Source organism: Treponema sp. OMZ 906, assembly GCF_024181185.1.
GTDB lineage: Bacteria > Spirochaetota > Spirochaetia > Treponematales > Treponemataceae > Treponema.
Map to the genome: position 1 here is coordinate 827605 of NZ_CP051196.1, position 16088 is coordinate 843692.

The 16088-nt window shown below is 46.6% G+C and carries 15 protein-coding genes and 1 tRNA gene; 9 read left to right on the top strand and 7 right to left on the bottom strand.

Translation table 11 applies throughout. The features are described 5' to 3' along the window. Nucleotides 1-39: 39 nt before the first annotated feature. The 3 genes from E4N69_RS03670 to E4N69_RS03680 form a co-directional block, all read right to left on the bottom strand. Complete coding sequence (locus E4N69_RS03670) at nt 40-1233, bottom strand: ZinT/AdcA family metal-binding protein (RefSeq protein WP_253824551.1); 1194 nt, start codon at nt 1231-1233, stop codon at nt 40-42. A 149-nt stretch (nt 1234-1382) separates the two neighbouring features. After that, complete coding sequence (locus tag E4N69_RS03675) at nt 1383-2612, bottom strand: peptidase U32 family protein (protein ID WP_253824879.1); 1230 nt, start codon at nt 2610-2612, stop codon at nt 1383-1385. Nucleotides 2613-2614: 2 nt separating this feature from the next. Next, nucleotides 2615-3520: an alpha/beta hydrolase gene (locus tag E4N69_RS03680; protein ID WP_253824552.1), complete on the bottom strand. Its 906-nt coding sequence runs from the start codon at nt 3518-3520 to the stop codon at nt 2615-2617. Between the two features lie 246 nt (nt 3521-3766). Here E4N69_RS03680 and E4N69_RS03685 point away from each other — a divergent pair, with 246 nt between their 5' ends. From E4N69_RS03685 to E4N69_RS03705, 5 genes are all read left to right on the top strand, one after another. After that, on the top strand, nt 3767-5368 hold the full coding sequence (locus tag E4N69_RS03685) for a peptide ABC transporter substrate-binding protein (RefSeq protein ID WP_253824553.1): 1602 nt from the start codon (nt 3767-3769) through the stop codon (nt 5366-5368). A 272-nt stretch (nt 5369-5640) separates the two neighbouring features. Beyond that, entirely contained in the window at nt 5641-6570 is a 930-nt protein-coding gene (gene oppB / locus E4N69_RS03690) for an oligopeptide ABC transporter permease OppB (RefSeq protein WP_253715220.1), read from the top strand. Nucleotides 6571-6577: 7 nt separating this feature from the next. Further along, nucleotides 6578-7678, top strand: a complete 1101-nt coding sequence (locus E4N69_RS03695) for an ABC transporter permease (protein ID WP_162662750.1) — start codon at nt 6578-6580, stop codon at nt 7676-7678. A gap of 2 nt (nt 7679-7680) precedes the next feature. Continuing rightward, entirely contained in the window at nt 7681-8739 is a 1059-nt protein-coding gene (locus E4N69_RS03700) for an ABC transporter ATP-binding protein (protein WP_253824554.1), read from the top strand. A gap of 12 nt (nt 8740-8751) precedes the next feature. Beyond that, nucleotides 8752-9762 (top strand): ABC transporter ATP-binding protein, encoded by a 1011-nt coding sequence (locus E4N69_RS03705; RefSeq protein WP_305880072.1) that lies wholly within the window; start codon nt 8752-8754, stop codon nt 9760-9762. Between the two features lie 311 nt (nt 9763-10073). Here E4N69_RS03705 and sppA read toward each other — a convergent pair whose 3' ends face one another. Together sppA and E4N69_RS03715 are read right to left on the bottom strand one after the other, a co-directional pair. After that, nucleotides 10074-11894, bottom strand: coding sequence for a signal peptide peptidase SppA (sppA, locus tag E4N69_RS03710; protein WP_253824555.1), 1821 nt, complete (start codon nt 11892-11894; stop codon nt 10074-10076). Between the two features lie 153 nt (nt 11895-12047). Continuing rightward, nucleotides 12048-12131: transfer RNA gene (locus E4N69_RS03715), tRNA-Leu, on the bottom strand. Nucleotides 12132-12210: 79 nt separating this feature from the next. On the opposite strand from E4N69_RS03715, the gene E4N69_RS03720 reads away from it, so the two are divergent. From E4N69_RS03720 to E4N69_RS03735, 4 genes are read left to right on the top strand one after another with little or no spacing between them, the layout of a single operon-like run. After that, on the top strand, nt 12211-12693 hold the full coding sequence (locus E4N69_RS03720; RefSeq protein ID WP_253715225.1) for a flagellar basal body-associated FliL family protein: 483 nt from the start codon (nt 12211-12213) through the stop codon (nt 12691-12693). A gap of 24 nt (nt 12694-12717) precedes the next feature. Further along, nucleotides 12718-13089 (top strand): hypothetical protein, encoded by a 372-nt coding sequence (locus E4N69_RS03725; RefSeq protein WP_162662760.1) that lies wholly within the window; start codon nt 12718-12720, stop codon nt 13087-13089. 3 nt (nt 13090-13092) lie between these two features. Then, nucleotides 13093-13740 (top strand): RNA polymerase sigma factor, encoded by a 648-nt coding sequence (locus E4N69_RS03730; protein WP_162662762.1) that lies wholly within the window; start codon nt 13093-13095, stop codon nt 13738-13740. A gap of 20 nt (nt 13741-13760) precedes the next feature. After that, the gene (locus tag E4N69_RS03735; protein WP_253824556.1) at nt 13761-14237 is read left to right on the top strand and encodes a hypothetical protein; all 477 of its coding nucleotides are present in this window, start codon (nt 13761-13763) and stop codon (nt 14235-14237) included. A 131-nt stretch (nt 14238-14368) separates the two neighbouring features. On the opposite strand, the gene E4N69_RS03740 is transcribed toward E4N69_RS03735, so the two are convergent. Both E4N69_RS03740 and E4N69_RS03745 read right to left on the bottom strand, forming a co-directional pair. After that, a complete protein-coding gene (locus E4N69_RS03740; RefSeq protein ID WP_253824557.1) occupies nt 14369-15337 on the bottom strand; it encodes a HoxN/HupN/NixA family nickel/cobalt transporter in 969 nt (322 codons plus the stop codon). A 10-nt stretch (nt 15338-15347) separates the two neighbouring features. Then, complete coding sequence (locus tag E4N69_RS03745) at nt 15348-16004, bottom strand: DUF1007 family protein (protein ID WP_253715229.1); 657 nt, start codon at nt 16002-16004, stop codon at nt 15348-15350. Nucleotides 16005-16088 lie beyond the last annotated feature (84 nt).

A 16088-nucleotide genomic window follows, 5' to 3' on the forward strand; every position in this document is an offset into this window, starting at 1 on the left:
ACTTATTTTGGGAGAAATAAATTCCTACTCTTCATCAGGTTATTTTGTCGCTTCTTTTAAAAGCTTACGGCATGTATCGAGTACGCGCTTTGCAACAAGCTCTTCAGAGCTGTCTGCCGGAATACAGGTCGGCTTTTTACCGTCCGTCTTTTCGATTCCGCTCGGCTTCATACCGTACCATACATGCATGTGCGCGGGACTGCCGTGCGGCGTTGTCATAGACAAAAAGGCGAATTTTCCCGCTTTTTGCCGGTCGGAAGCAACAAATGCATTTGCCGTAGCGCGCAGTTTATTAGCGCCGTCGCGACTGTAAGCAACTCTCGAAACTTCGGTCATACCCTTCCATACAACCATTTCGTTCTTATCGTTTCCGGTAACGAATTCAAGGTGCGTAAAGTCGGAAGCGGTACCGTAGTTTTTCTTTGCCATCATAATGATTTCTTCTTTGGTAAAGTCGCTGCCGTCTTTTTTGCCGGAAAATTCTTTAATGAGCTTTGCATACGCTTCCTGAACGGCAGGACGAGGATCGTCGTAGATCAGCGCAGTGTTGACCCATTTACCCGTATACGGCATAAGAGGCGCTTTCGGTAACATCTCCGCAACTTCCTTAATCGTATCGGTCATTTCTTTTAACAGGTTTTCATGCGAGACTGCCGTATCGGCGTAGGTTGGCCACCAGAGCGGATCGCTTTCTACCAGTGACTTAATGTCTCTGCTGCCGAACCGTGCATGCCAGTGCAATAAGCTGTCTTCGGAATCTCGATGCGGAGGTACGATAATAAAATATTGCGCTTCCGCTAAACCTTGCACCGGTTTGATCGCTTCAAATGCATACCATGAATGGCCTTCAAACCCTTGCATGGGTTTCATTCCGGTATAACGGTATTCGCACGGGATTTGTTTTTCGTTGCCGTCTTTGTCCATTACGGTAAACAGTACGGTGTTGGAACCGTCAAACTTGACTTTTACGATCGGTGTAGCAAACATACTGGAAACCGCTGCTTTTAATCCGTCTTCGGTATAGTACGGCATCTTTTCTGCTTGCATTCTATATGCGTCATTTAGCTGAGTTGCTCCGGAAATCGCGCTAAAGGATTGCCATTCGCCCTTCCACGCAGAAAGTTCATTTCCCGCTTCGAGCTTTGCAGCTGCAGATGTCGATTTACATCCGGTAAAAAATACGGCAAGCAGCAATACCGCCGCTCCGTATACGATATGTTTTTTAGATAACATCTAAACCTCCTGATGTTTGCCTATACTAACAAGAATTATGAAAAATGTCAATCACTTCTAACAATATCTCACGAATAAAATGGACTATTCTGCCGTTTCTGTCATGTTGGAAGCGAGTGTTTCTCCTGTTTCGGATTTTGTAGGTAAAACTATTTCTCTGTAGTTTTCGTACGCACAATAAAGCCGCTGCGCAGCGGGGCGTTCGTTTCGATAATGCAGGGATGTCCGTGGCATACCCAGTCGCGGGCGGCGCCGGTTTCGGGGTCGAGCAGGGTGTAATTGCGGTCTTCGATTGCGCAGATGTCGGGGCCGATGTACTCAAGCGGCATATCTGCGGTAATCTTATTCATCGATATGAATTCGTAGCGATTGTTGCCGAGCTCTTTCCGGATGGTACCGGCCATACTATACGGCGACTTTGATTCCCCGCGGGTTGTTTTATTTGCATCATCCTTTGAAAAATAAAAGCCGGTACCGAACGCACGGTGCGCCGTATTGTACAGCTCTTTTACGAAGGGCTCCGCTTCCGCAGGAGAGATTTTGCCGAATAAAGCATCAATCCGCTTCCGGTAGGCGCGGGTAACGAGCGCAGTATAATAGAGGCTTTTCATTCTTCCTTCTATTTTAAGCGCATCGGCCCCCGCCTTTTTCAGATCGGCAAGGTAGTCTATCATGCAAAGGTCTTTAGATGAAAAAAGCGCCGTATAGCCGTCGCCCTCTTCTACGGGAAAGTATTCCCCAGGGCGTTCTTTCTCTTCAACGGCAAGCGAATAGTCCCAGCGGCAGGAGTGGGTGCAGGCGCCGGCATTTGCGCTGCGGCCGGTAAGGTATGCGCTGATAAGGCACCGCCCCGAATACGCAATGCACATCGCGCCGTGCACAAAGCATTCAAGCTCCATCTCCGGTACATGCGCTTTTATTTCGGCAATATCGGCAAGCGAGGCCTCTCTACCGAGCACCACGCGTTTAAATCCCAAGTCGCGGTATACCCGCACCGCTTCATAGTTGATACAGTTTGCCTGTGTGCTGAGGTGGAGCGGCGTATCGGGGAAATGTTTGCGCAGTACGGAAACCATTCCGATATCCTGAATAATAAAGGCGTCAATGGGATAAAGCTTAAAATAATCGGCTTCCGCCAAAAAGGCCTTAATGTCTTCATTATGGAAAGAAATGTTCAGTGCGCAGAGCAGTTTCTTTGATTTTCCCTGTTTTGCATAATGCTCTTTCAGTGCGCTGATAGTTTTGTATTCGTCGGTAAAAAAATTATCTGCTTTTACTCGTAACGAAAAGTTTTTGAGACCGATATAGGCGGAATCCGCTCCGTATTCCCATGCGTAGTGTAGTTTTTCCAGATTTCCGGCAGGGGCTACCAATTCCATCATTATTCTTCCTCAATAAAAAGAGACTGCACCCATTGCCCCAGTTTTTCTACCGCTAAGTGAGCTTCTTTTGCCTGTGCGTCCATTGCCTGAAAGAAATGCCACATCTCAGGCCATATATCTAACTGCACCTGTCCACCGGCCGCTTCAATCTTCTGTACGAGCGCTTTCGCATCCGCTAAAAAGAGCTCTTTACCGCCGCACTGAATAAAAACCGGCGGAAAATCGGCGAAGGAACCGTACAGCGGGGATACCAGCGGGTTCTGCAAATTATCAGGTGTCGTATAGCGTCCGGCTGCCGCTTGAAACGATTCCTTTAGCAAGAATTTATCGGTTTTCTGTAACGTATGTATTTCTTCGTTTGAGCATGAAACATCCAGCCACGGCGAAATGAGTACGAGTGCGGCAGGCTGCGGCAGCTTTTTCTGTTTTAAATAGTGAACAAGTGCGGCTGCCAAATTTGCTCCCGCCTCGTCCCCTGCAATAACGACCGATTCCGGAGAAAAAGCATATTTTTTCAGCATGCCTCTATATGTAATAAAGATATCTTCCAAGCCGGCAGGAAAAGGATATTCCGGCGCACGGCGGTACTCCGGCAAAAACAATGTGCACGCGCATTCATGAGCAAACGAAGCGCAAAAGTTCCTCGAAGCCTTACACGAACCGTTAACAAAAGCACCTCCGTGCGCATAAAGAATGACACGGTTTGCCGCCGCTACCTCCGGCTTTAATATCTCTACCGGCACCGAACCGATTGTCTCGCGTGTTATATCCGTATTATTCGGCAGATACGGCGTATAAAAAAAGGAGTCGTATTCTTCCCGAATACTGCTCAACGGTACTTTAGGGGAATAGAGAGCCTTTTTGAATGACTTTTGAATCTGACGTAATGAATTTGTCCCATCCATCGGGGTAGTATACAGAATCTTCTTTGATAATGCTAGTCTATATGGCAATTCCTTGGCGTTATTCTGGTTGAATAGCCTCATTATTCTGCGGGATACTCAAAAAAGTGTCTGATGCGTTTGTCTTGGCAGAAAATGTAAAAATATACGGTTTTCCCGGATTTATTGTATAAATATACTTGATATAACGACAAGATTATGTATAATTAAATAATATCACTCACTATAACTTAAAAGGAGAAGTAGAGTATGAAGCGTAAAATGGTATGCTTATTAACTGCTTTGGTAAGCGTCGCGCTGATTTTAGCAAGCTGCGGCGGGCAGAGCGGTGAAAAAACTTCAGCAGCCGGTTCGTCCGGTGCCGAATTTATTATCGGTAACGGTGCCGAACCGCAGAGTTTGGATCCCGCAAAGATTCAAGGGACGACCGAACACCGCATTAATCTGGCATTGTTTGAAGGTTTGGTAACGTACGATCCCAAAACCGCAAACGCGATACCGGGCGTCGCCGAATCGTGGGATATCAGCGAAGACGGTATGACCTATACCTTCCACCTGCGCAAAGCGGAATGGAGTGATGGTACACCGATTACTGCACAGACTTTTGTTGATTCATGGCTACGGACTCTTGCTCCCGAAACAGGGTCTCAGTATGCTAATATGATTACCTTAATCGTAAAGGGAGCGGGAGACTTCAATACCGGTAAGGCTGATGCATCGGCTGTCGGTATCAGAGCTGTGGACGATATGACATTTGAAGTACAGCTGACCGGTCCTGCACCCTATGCGATCGATGTTATTGCGCACTATGCCTTTAATGCCGTACCGCTTCATGTAATTGAAAAATTCGGTACCGATTGGATTAAGCCCGGTAACTTTGTCGGAAACGGCCCCTTCGTGCTTGAATCGTGGGTACCGCAGGAGAAAGTTACTGTCATGCCGAACGAAAAGTATTGGAATAAAGAGAACGTCCATCTTTCTCGCATAACATTCTTACCGATCGAAGACAGTAATACGGCGTTTGAAAAATACAAGGCCGGAGAAATAGATTGGTCTTACGGCGTGCCTGTTCCCCGCATGGATGAGGTAAAGCAGCATCCTGATTATCAAGTTGCGCCTCAACTCGGTACTTATTATTACATTCTTAACGTAAAAAAAGGCCCACTGCAGGATGCCCGCGTGCGTAAAGCTCTGTCGATGGCATTTGACCGTGAAGAGATCGTGAATAAAGTTACCAAAGGAGGGCAGATTGCAACCCTTTCGATGGTGCCTCCGATGGCAGGTTATACGCCCGCAGCAAGTGCGGGATTCGACCCCGAACAAGCTAAGCGGTTGCTTGCAGAAGCAGGTTATCCTGACGGAAAAGGCTTTCCTGTTCTAACGGTTATTTATAACACGCTTGAAAGTCACAAACTTATTGCCGAATATATCCAAGAATCATGGAAGCGGAACCTCGGTATCGACATTAAGATTCAGAACTACGAATGGAAGACATTCCTTGATATGCGCCATCAGCATGACTTTGAGATTTCCCGCGCAGGATGGATTGGTGACTATCAGGATCCGAACAACTTCTTGGAGATATTCCAAACCGGTCATGGCATTAACGATGGGGAATACAGTAATCCCAAATTCGATGAATTGGTGCGCAAAGCCGCTACAATGAAAGGTGGACCGGAACGTTTCCAAGTTCTGCATGATGCGGAAGCAGTGCTTTTGACTGAAGATCAGGGGATGTTGCCGATCTATTCGTATGTCAGCCAGAGTCTTATCGATACGACAAAGTGGGATGGCTGGTACAATAATCCGCAGGATGCTCATCCGTATTTCGGTATTAAGAAAGTAAAATAATGAGACCGCTCTTGGAATCTGAAGTTTCAAGATGTCTCAAGCGCGCCGGTTGATTTTAACGGATCATGCCGGCGCTGCAGGAGCTTGGGGGTGTCGAAAAAGCAACCGACTTTTGAGACATCCCCGCGCTTCTTTAAATTAAAAAATGTGAGTATGGAGTATTGATATCATTCGCAAGGATACCGGTTTAGCATAATGCATGATGCAATCGGTGTACTCATTTTTTTATCCTATCAATGCTTCCGTAAACATATACAAATTTTGGGGGAAGCATGATTCGATTTATCATACGCCGGTTAATCAGTTTGATTCCGACGCTTTTTTTAATTGTAACATTCAGCTTTTTTATCATGAAAGTTGCGCCCGGCGGCCCTTTTTCCGCTGAACGAAATCCTCCGCCTGAGGTGCTCGCAAACATCAATAAAGTCTATCATTTGGATGAACCGCTGCCCAAGCAGTATGTGCGGTATTTGGGGAATATGCTGCGAGGAGACCTCGGCCCGTCGTTCAGATATAAAGATTACACTGTCAATGACTTAATCGGCAATACGATGCCGAATTCTCTTATTCTCGGTATTACCGCTCTTTGCAGCGCTCTTGTGTTCGGCTTGCTGGTTGGGCTTGTTTCTGCGGTAAAGCGGAATTCCATTGCCGACTATGCGTCGATGTCCATAGCGGTTATCGGTATTTCGGTACCGCTTTTTGTTGTCGGCCCGTTGTTAATGCTCCTTTTTGCGGTAAAATTAAAATGGCTGCCGACCTCCGGCTGGATTACTGGCCGTCAGGGGCTTAAAACGCTTATTATGCCGGCGCTTGCGCTGTCATTACCGTATTTTGCATACATTGCCCGCCTTTCCCGCGCTAGTGTGTTGGAGGTGCTACGCTCGGATTATATCCGTACGGCGTATGCAAAGGGACTCTCGTATCCTGTCGTACTCTTTAAGCACGCATTAAAAGGCGCTCTGTTGCCGGTTATCAGTTATCTTGGGCCGGCATTTGCGGGTATTATCACCGGTTCTGTTGTTATCGAAAAAATATTCTTGGTTCCCGGACTCGGTACCTTCTTTGTACAGTCTGCGCTTAACCGCGACTATACGCTGATTATGGGAACGGTGGTTATGTATTCCATCATTTTGATTTTGATGAATTTTGTTGTTGATATTCTCTATGCGGTTATCGATCCCCGCATTTCATATAAGTGAGGTTAAGATGGACGTTAAACAGACGGACGGAACAAACCAAACGCAGGAAGCTACACCGGTTAAAACGAAGGACGGCCTTCCGGTTAATGAATTTAACCAATCGATGAAGCCGATTTCCCTCTGGGATGACGCATGGCGACGCCTGAAAAAAAATAAAATGGCGCTTACCGGATTGTTTATTGTCGGTTTTTATGCAGCGCTTTCGCTTTTAGCGCCGCTTCTGCCGATTTATTCTTATTCCGAACAGACGATTATCCACCAAAACTTGCCGCCTTCTCTTAGTAAGGCCGGGGATATGATGGTGCGCGTTCTTCGTGCGGATATGATGCGTACGGCAAAAAAAGAAGGCCGTGCTGACCTTTCCGAAAAACAAAAGGAAGAACTCGCGGCTTTACAGCAGGAAGTAGCGAACAATCCGGTGCACAACCGCCGCTATCTTTTAGGTACGGATGCGCTCGGACGGGATATGTTTGCCCGTGTCGTATACGGCGGCCGCATTTCCATTATGATCGGATTGATCGGTACGATTACCTCGCTTTTTATCGGGGTACTGGTCGGCGCGGTGAGCGGTTATTTCGGCGGCTGGCTCGATAACGTATTGATGCGCTTTGTTGATATTATGTACGGTTTGCCGTATATGCTTGTCGTTATCATTATGATGGCGATCTTGGGGCAAAATATCGTTATCCTGTTTGTCGCAATTGCGCTCGTTTCGTGGTTGACCATTGCACGCGTTGTACGCGGACAGGTTATCAGCTTAAAGAATGCCGAATTTGTCGAAGCCGCCCGTTCGATGGGTGCTTCTACGCCGCGTATTATCTTCCGGCACATACTGCCGAATACGCTCGGTATCATCATCATTTACTCAACGCTTTCCATTCCGGGCTTTATTATGAATGAGAGTTTTCTGTCGTTCTTAGGGCTCGGTGTTTCGGCACCCCGTGCTTCATGGGGCTCGCTTGTGTCCGATGGTGTAAACGTAATGACGCTCTATCCGTGGCAGCTGTTGGTTCCGGCAATCGCAATGACGGTTTTCTTATTTGCAATGAACTTTCTCGGCGACGGCCTCCGCGATGCCTTCGATCCTCAGAGTAAAAATAGGGTGTAACGATGAATAATCAAAAATCAGACGAGAAAATCTTACAGGTTAAAAATTTACAAACGTGGTTCTGGACTGATGCCGGTATTGTAAAGGCTGTCGACGGTGTTTCTTTCGATTTGCATAAACGCGAAATGCTGGCGATTGTCGGCGAGTCCGGTTCGGGAAAGAGCGTAACTAACTTAGCGATTATGAACCTTATTCCCAATCCTCCGGGAAAAATCATCGGCGGTGAGGTGTGGTTCGGCGGCAAAGACGTGCTCAAGATGGATAAGCAAGAGATTAGGCAGCTGCGGGGAAATAAAATCTCGATGATTTTCCAAGACCCGATGACGAGTCTTAATCCTTTCTTAAAAATTTCGACGCAGATGATAGAAACAATCCGGCTGCATCAGGGCTTATCGAAGAAAGATGCGCGTGACCGGGCAATTGAAATGCTCAAGCTGGTCGGTATCCCCGCAGCGGAAAAGCGGGTTGATTGCTATCCGCACCAGTTTTCCGGTGGTATGCGGCAGCGCGTTATGATTGCGATGGGATTAAGTTGCGACCCCGAAGTGCTGATTGCTGACGAGCCGACCAGCGCGTTGGACGTTACCATTCAGGCACAGATTTTGGACTTAATCGGAGACTTGAGCGCCCGGCTCGGTACTGCTGTTATCCTGATTACACACTCGCTCGGATTGGTGGCCGGTATGTGCGACCGCGTATGTGTTATGTACGCGGGGCGTATTGTAGAGCAGGGTGGGGTGGATGAACTGTTTGCAAATCCTGCGCACCCCTATACGCGCGGACTGATTAAATCGGTGCCGCGGATGGACAAGAAAAATACCGGGCGCCTGTTCTCTATCAGCGGACAACCGCCGAATGTTATCGACTTGCCGCCGTGCTGTCCGTTCTATCCGCGCTGCAGTGAAGCGATGCCGCAGTGTAAGATGGAGTATCCCGCTTCATACAGTCTTTCGCCCAGTCACCGCACGAGCTGCTGGCTCTATCAGTCGGGAAACGCTGCCAAGGAATCGGCCGCCGTATCGAATAGTGATGCAGCTGAATCTGCGGGAAATAACGAATAGGAGGCGCTTATTATGGAAGAAAAATATAACGAATCGGAAGCATTATTGACCGTCAAGGATTTAAAGATGCATTTTCCGTTTGCGGAAGGCGGCCTCTTTTCTCGTAAGAAAGGCGCTATCCGTGCGGTGGACGGCATCAGTTTTTCGGTCAAAAAGGGTGAAACGCTCGGCCTTGTCGGGGAGTCCGGTTGCGGAAAATCAACCGCAGCCCGCGCCATTGCGCAGTTGTATACACCGACGTCGGGTTCTGTTCTGTTTAAGGGGATGGAGCTTGCCGGTTGTTCGCACCATACGCTGATGCAGGCGCGTAAGGATATGCAGATGGTATTCCAAGACCCGTATGCATCGCTGAACCCGCGCATGACGGCAGGAAATATTATCGCGGAGCCGATGCGGATTTTAACGAAGCGCGGCATCCTTTCGTATACTAAAAAAGAAATTGACGACCGTGTCGAGGTGTTAATGGAAAAGGTCGGTCTTTCCCGCTTTTTCCGCAACCGGTATCCGCATGAGTTTTCAGGTGGGCAGCGGCAGCGTATCGGTATTGCCCGTGCGCTTGCGCTTCAGCCGGAGTTAATTCTTGCGGATGAGCCGGTTAGCGCGCTCGACGTATCCATCCAAGCGCAGATTCTTAACCTCTTTAAGGATTTGCAGGATGAGTTCGGGCTTACCTATGTGTTTATCGCGCACGACCTTGCCGTTATTCAGTATATTTCCACGCGGGTTGCGGTTATGTACCTCGGCGTTATCGTAGAAATTGCGAATGCCGAAGAGCTTTACTCAAAGCCGCTGCATCCGTACACGGAAGCGCTCCTTTCCGCAGCGCCTATCCCCGATCCCGAAATCGAGCGCAAGCGCAAGCGGATTATCCTGTCGGGTGACGTACCATCTCCTGCGGAAAAGCGCACGGGCTGTTATTTTTACGACCGCTGCCCCAAGCGTATGGAGCACTGCAAAAACACTATCCCGCAGCTAAAAGACAAAGGAAACGGCCACCAAGTTGCCTGCTTCCTCTGCGAATAAGCTGCCGCCGTTTTCGGCGTAGCAGAGCAAACGCATCAGATGGAATAAATGAGAATCGCAAAATCAACAACCCCGACGCAAGCGTCGGGGTATTAAACCCTCCGCACGAATAAATAGGCTGTGAGACCATTTGAACCGCGAAGAAGTTCAATTCCGGTTGAACAGTCTCATCCTTCTGCGGGGTTTTGCAAATCCGCCATGGATGGCGGGGGAATTAAACAGCAGCGAATTTGCTTTATAGCAAATTCGCCATCACTCAATGTACACGGATGTACATTGAGTGATGAAATGTCTGATGCGTTTGCTTGATTTCACTCTTCCGTTGGTGCTTTGATTGGGGTATATACATAAAAGCCTTTTTTTGAGTGCAGTCCGAAAAGCTCGTGCAATACTTGCAGATCGGCGGTTTTATAAAATCGGGCATTTTCTGCGAGCAGCGTTTTTAAGATTTCATCGGCTACGGGCGGCTCTTTATATAAAACCTTTAACGAATACGTTTCTTTTATGCCTGCCTTTGTTGCGGCATAATTGACGGCATCGGTAAAACCACCTAATTCATCAGCGAGCTGCAACTCCTTCGCCTGCGCTCCGGAATAAATTTTCCCTTGAGCTAATTCTTCAACGGTTGCACGCGGGAGATTTCTGCCCTGCGCTACCGTATCTAAAAAGATTGAGTATGTATGCATAACTTCCAATTCCGATTGCGTTTTTTCTGCATCGGTCGGATTGCGGAAAATTGAGTAGGGCATACGGCCGGAAACACTGACTCCGTCTGCGCGGATTCCGAAGTATTCTTGTACCGCTTTTTGGATAGATGGTGAAACGGCAAAGACACCGATTGAACCGGTAATGGTATACGGTGAGCAAAAAATATAGTCGGCGGAAGAAGCAATCCAATATGCTCCCGAGGCTGCTATATCACCCATCGACACAACAACAGGCTTTCCGATTTTTTTCGACAATCTATCTAAACTTCTCCGTATATCCTCAGAAGCATTCACCTCTCCGCCGCCCGAATTAATCCGTAATACTACTGCTTTAATTGAATCGTCATCAGCAGCTTCGTCAAATAAATCTACGAGGGTAGGACTGTCCGCATTATCGGCAGTATTGCCGGTAGTTCCCGTAATCGAACCGGTTAAATAAATAACTCCGATCCGATTATCCGTTTCTTTCTTTTTAAAAGACTTATTATAGTTATTGTAGTTGATAAAATCCCGTGAAGAAAGGTTGTATGTTTCCTCATCCAATACACCGAGTTCAACGCCGCATTCTTCGTACGTGCCGATATCGGTGATCAGATTTGCATCAAGTGCCGCTTGGGCGCTGTTTCCGTTTACCTTCCGCAGTGTATCGTTATAGTTCACCGTATAGGCTTCAAAGCTATTCGCGTCGGCGGCTCTGTTTGTGGCTATATCCTGTAAGTATGTGTGCCATAAGTCTTTCAGTACGGATAGATTATTGTTACGCACTCCTTCAGACATTTCGGTACGGGTATAAGTTTCCGCCATCGACTTGAAAGCTCCCGCATGGGCAACATTCCATCGAACGCCGAGTTTATGTTCCATTTCTCCGTAGAAAAGCGATTCGGTGTAAAATCCCGATAAGTCTACCTCACCCATAGGATCAAGGTAGATATGGTCGGCAAAAGAGGCAATGTAATAGCGTCCTAATCCGTAGCTTGTTGAAAAAGCATAGAGTGGTTTATTGGACTCTTTATATTCAAGCAATGCCGTCTTTAATTCGGTAAAATGTCCTGTGGAAATACCGTAGAGACCGGTAAGATCGAGTAAAACTCCCGTTATCCGCCGGTCATGTGCGGCGTGGCGTAATGCATCGGTAATATCCGATAATAACACGGCATCGGAAGTTGTGTCGGACAGCAGGTAATTCCGCCAGACAAATTCATCCGGTTTTTCGGTAAGGCGTCCTGCCGGATTAATCAATAAAAGGGAGTCGGCATAAACCGTAATGCGGGTATTTTTTTGTTTCCCCGTGCCGTCATTGTATTTGTAAATACCTGCAATAAATAGAAAAAGCAAAATGAAAAATATAAGATTAAGAATAATGAGGCGAAGAAGATTAAGACCGCGAAAGATCGAACGAAAAAATCCGCGTTTTTTATCTTTCATAGGAAACTCCTTTGATATAGCGCTTTCTAAAAGATTATTTCGGTAAAACTGTATTATCGGTAAAAAAAGCTTATGCGGTGCGGGTTTGAATGAAAAGGGTCATCGGTTATCCGGAGATATCTATTGTATACATTCCGTATCTGACAGAAGGACTGCCCTGGGGGGGACTTGAACCCCCATGCCCGTGAAAGCACTAGTACCTGAAACTAGCGTGTCTACCAATTCCACCACCGGGGCAAAAGCGCATTGCAATGAACACATTATAGATAAAAAGAGGCTTTTGTCAATCGCTTTTTTTTGGTATACTTCTACAAATATGAGTGTATATCCGTCGGACAAACTATTTAAGCTGTTGCGAGGCATTATCATTGTTCTGATTGCGGCTATCATAATCGGAACAGTTATCGCTGTTGTCAAAAAGACAAAAGAACGGGCTTCCGGCCGGCAGGATGAGGAATCGGATGCGGGCGCCGTTTATATTCCTCCTAAGGAATATGCGTTGTATGGAGACCTTGGTCAGCTTCGCGCCGTTACAGCCGATAATCCGCCGATCACTGTTATCCTCAAGCCTTTCCTTGAATATAAGGCTTCGGATACTGCGTTTCAGGAAGAACTGGTTGCACAAAAAGAAGCACTTAAAAAAAGCATACTCGATTGGTTCTCTCTCGAAAGTGCGTATCGGCTCAGCAGTGAATTGCCACAGGATATAAAACGGGCGCTTATGGAACGGATAAATAAGCAGCTCGTATTAGGCTCGATACATAATATCTACTTTGAAGAGTTCGTTATTCTCTATTAGTTAATAAGGAAGGAAGCAGTAAAAATGGTCGCAGTACAGATTATTATCGCCGTTATTCCGATTGTTGGAATTGTGATGGGAAGTGTTTTGGTCTTTTTTTATTTTTTATGGCGGCATAAGCAGATTATGCTTCAAATTAAGACGAACACCTATATCCAACCCGCTGTTAATATCCGCCTTTTTTGCTTGCTGTTAGGTATTATGCTGACCGTTATCGGCAGCGTGTTATTCGGACTATTCTATCTTATTGCCGGTGTCGGTTATATTCTACTTGGCGGGCTTATCCCGCTGGCGCTTGGTATCAGCCTTATTCTTTTTTATACTATTACGCACCGCAGCTGGAATAAAGAAGGGCAAAAATTCGCTGCTTTGCCGGAAGGAAAAACGGAGGGATAGGCGATGAATATGACAACCGATTATGCTGCCGTTTATAAAAAAGAAGGGCTTAATCAAACGCTGCGGGATTACGAGGTGTGCAAAGCGGTATTAAACGGCAATACACAGGCTTTCGCCGTTTTGGCGGCGCAATATCAAAAACGAGTTTATATGCTCGGGTTGAGCTTTTTTGACAACACCGACGATTGTGAAGACTTTGTGCAGGATGTGATGCTAAAGGCATACTCTGCATTGGGAACGTTTCGTGCGGAAGCTTCTTTTGCAACATGGCTGATGCGTATCGCCTATAATACGGCAATTAATTCGGTTAAAAAACGGCGGAGCTATACCTCGCTTGCAGACGGTACTGAAATTGAGTATCGGGGGGATAATCCCGAAGAAAAACATTTGAATGAATGTATTATTTTGTCGGTGCGTGAGGCAGTAAGTAATTTACCCGATAGTTACCGTATTTGTATCGACCTCTATTTCTTTTACGATATGAGTTATACCGATATTGCGGCTGTCACCGAACTACCGTTGAACACGATAAAATCCCATATTTTCCGTGCAAAAAAGATTTTACGGGAATATCTTAAAGAAGACCGTGCGGTCTTTGAATACACACATCGGGGATCGAATTTTGCGTATCCGGCCGTTGTACCTCATTAGTAATTATGGATGGAGATTCTATGCATTGTGATATTTTTCAAGATCAGTATCTTTTACTCGATAAACATGAACCTCTTTCAGCCGGACTCAGGCTGCACCTTTTATGCTGTTCATCGTGTCGGCAAGCCGTTAACCGGATAGCGGCTGCAGAGAATGTTCAACGGCATATACTGCACACACCTATTGCAGCCGATGAGCGGATGCTCAATACTACGATGAGGGCAATACACTTGCTGAATAAACAGAGTGCACCGATTGCTGTCCGACAGGAGCAAAACAAAACAATTCTTCCGTGGATCGCGGTCGGCACATTTCTGATACTCGGATTTATTCTCCTTCCATTCAGCGATATGGGTAAAATCGATTTAAGCCAATTCGGCGATTCTTTTTGGATTCCCTTTGCGCTTTTATGTGCAGGCAGTATTGTTACCTATTCTGCCGTATTCCTTGCAAAGAACTTGGTGTTTTTTACCGAAAAATTTACGCCGCAAATCTAAATCAACACCCCCGATGCGAGCGTTGCCGAGGATGACGGGTATTAAACCCTTGCACGAATCAAGTTTCTTTCTGTTCTTCTTTGTATTACCTACAGAGTAGATGTGGTAAGTTGTTGATAATGGGAGAGGTGTTACCCTATCACACTTTTGATGAAAGGCAGTACTGCGATAAACGAAAAAATAAAGATGGCGCTGTAAGCTGCCAACGAGAGCACTAATGCGGCGGTTTCGGCATATTTTTGCGTTTTGCCGATTCGCTTAAACAAACGCTGCCGTCCCGTCCATGCGAGGTATGCTGCGACAGTAATCGGAATTGCCATGCCTATCGACATACCGATAACCGCGATGATGCCGATACCTGCCGCATCCAACGTAGAAACCAGTACCAGTACAAGTAAGGCAGCGGGGCAGGGATACATACCGCTAAGTAAAAAAGCGCCCCATTGTATATTCTCTGTGCTGCGGTGCTGTGAACGGTAGTTTTTATACCGTGCGGAACCGTAGTTGCCTGTGTTATATGCCGGGTTGCTGCTTTGATCGGACGTGAGTGAGCGGCGGCTGAAACGAAGCCGGGGAAACCGATTGGGGAATACACCGGACAACAGATGCAAGATGGAAGCTACGGAAAGCAGCAGCAGAAGAATAAAGGAAAAACCTTCAAGGTAAATTGCTGCAGAGTCGGTATGTGCGGATAACGCGCCGCTCACATTGCGGAAGATTAACAGTAACAAGAGGCTGGTTATGCCGTGCAGCCCCGCTAAGGTGAGGCTTGTTACGGCGGGCTCCCACACGGGGGCTTTTCTCGTCAGATAAAATGAGAACACCAGGGTTTTCCGGTGTCCCGGCCCCAACGCATGCATAATCCCATAAAAGAAGGCGAGTCCGATAATTGTCCAAAATGCTTGTGCCGAATGCGTCTGTGTCCACTCATAGATGGAATCGCCGAGCTTTGTATGCAGCTGCGCTTGCCGGTTTACAATAAAATCAGCCGGCTTCTCCGTGCGGACGGGAGCAGGCGTATTTTTTTTGCCGGTAAAGGGGTTTGCCCAAAGAGCACCGGTTATAATACAGAATACAAACAAGATAACTCCGTATCGCATTCGGTGTTCCTTAGTAGGTAATATGAATTTCTTTTGGGTAGTAGGTTTGCAAACCCGGTTTCCACGAATCATACATGGTTGTCATATCGGCGGTATCGAAAGGGTCGTAGTACACAGGATATTTTTTGTTTTCGGCAATCGTATATCTTGGAGCCGTTTTACCGAAAGACCCGCGAAAGAGTACCGGAGATTTTTCATCATACCGGAAATCACAGAAAAAGCTGTAATCGTATACGGCAAAATAAAAATCACCGCTGTATTTTGACAAATCGACATAAAATCGATACGAAGCGATGCCGTCTTTTTGCCATACGGAAAAATCGCTTACCTTTTCGGGGCTATGGCGCTTATCTCCCTGCCGGATAAAGGTAAAATACGAGTAGTTTTTAGTGTTGATAAAAGCATTGTTATAGACATCCTTTGTTTCAGCTTTATCAAAAAGGCCGTCTCGGTTCAGATCGTAGCCCTGAATAATATCCGCACTGAAGAAACGGTCAAACGTCCATGTTTCATACGCCCCTAAGACTTTTCCTTCATTTAATACAAACTCCGTTTGAGCGGAAATAAAGAGGTGCGGATGGGCTATCAGTTGAAGCGGCGCCGTAAACAGCAAGGTACTTAGCAAAATCGAAATGCATACTATTTTTTTATGTGTATACCGTATCATTCTTTATACCTCAGGTTATATTTTTATACTGGAAAGTCTCACAAAATTTCCATATTTGCGTGCTTCTTTTTACACTATAGGGCG

Bases quoted from the DNA above. Each gene is read 5' to 3' on its own strand.
- E4N69_RS03730 (WP_162662762.1), top strand. From the start codon at position 13,093: ATGAATATGACAACCGATTATGCTGCCGTTTATAAAAAAGAAGGGCTT.
- E4N69_RS03725 (WP_162662760.1), top strand. From the start codon at position 12,718: ATGGTCGCAGTACAGATTATTATCGCCGTTATTCCGATTGTTGGAATT.
- sppA (WP_253824555.1), bottom strand. From the start codon at position 11,894: ATGAAAGATAAAAAACGCGGATTTTTTCGTTCGATCTTTCGCGGTCTT.
- oppB (WP_253715220.1), top strand. From the start codon at position 5,641: ATGATTCGATTTATCATACGCCGGTTAATCAGTTTGATTCCGACGCTT.
- E4N69_RS03745 (WP_253715229.1), bottom strand. From the start codon at position 16,004: ATGATACGGTATACACATAAAAAAATAGTATGCATTTCGATTTTGCTA.
- E4N69_RS03705 (WP_305880072.1), top strand. From the start codon at position 8,752: ATGGAAGAAAAATATAACGAATCGGAAGCATTATTGACCGTCAAGGAT.
- E4N69_RS03685 (WP_253824553.1), top strand. From the start codon at position 3,767: ATGAAGCGTAAAATGGTATGCTTATTAACTGCTTTGGTAAGCGTCGCG.
- E4N69_RS03695 (WP_162662750.1), top strand. From the start codon at position 6,578: ATGGACGTTAAACAGACGGACGGAACAAACCAAACGCAGGAAGCTACA.
- E4N69_RS03675 (WP_253824879.1), bottom strand. From the start codon at position 2,612: ATGGAATTGGTAGCCCCTGCCGGAAATCTGGAAAAACTACACTACGCA.
- E4N69_RS03670 (WP_253824551.1), bottom strand. From the start codon at position 1,233: ATGTTATCTAAAAAACATATCGTATACGGAGCGGCGGTATTGCTGCTT.
- E4N69_RS03680 (WP_253824552.1), bottom strand. From the start codon at position 3,520: ATGGATGGGACAAATTCATTACGTCAGATTCAAAAGTCATTCAAAAAG.
- E4N69_RS03720 (WP_253715225.1), top strand. From the start codon at position 12,211: ATGAGTGTATATCCGTCGGACAAACTATTTAAGCTGTTGCGAGGCATT.
- E4N69_RS03700 (WP_253824554.1), top strand. From the start codon at position 7,681: ATGAATAATCAAAAATCAGACGAGAAAATCTTACAGGTTAAAAATTTA.
- E4N69_RS03740 (WP_253824557.1), bottom strand. From the start codon at position 15,337: ATGCGATACGGAGTTATCTTGTTTGTATTCTGTATTATAACCGGTGCT.
- E4N69_RS03735 (WP_253824556.1), top strand. From the start codon at position 13,761: ATGCATTGTGATATTTTTCAAGATCAGTATCTTTTACTCGATAAACAT.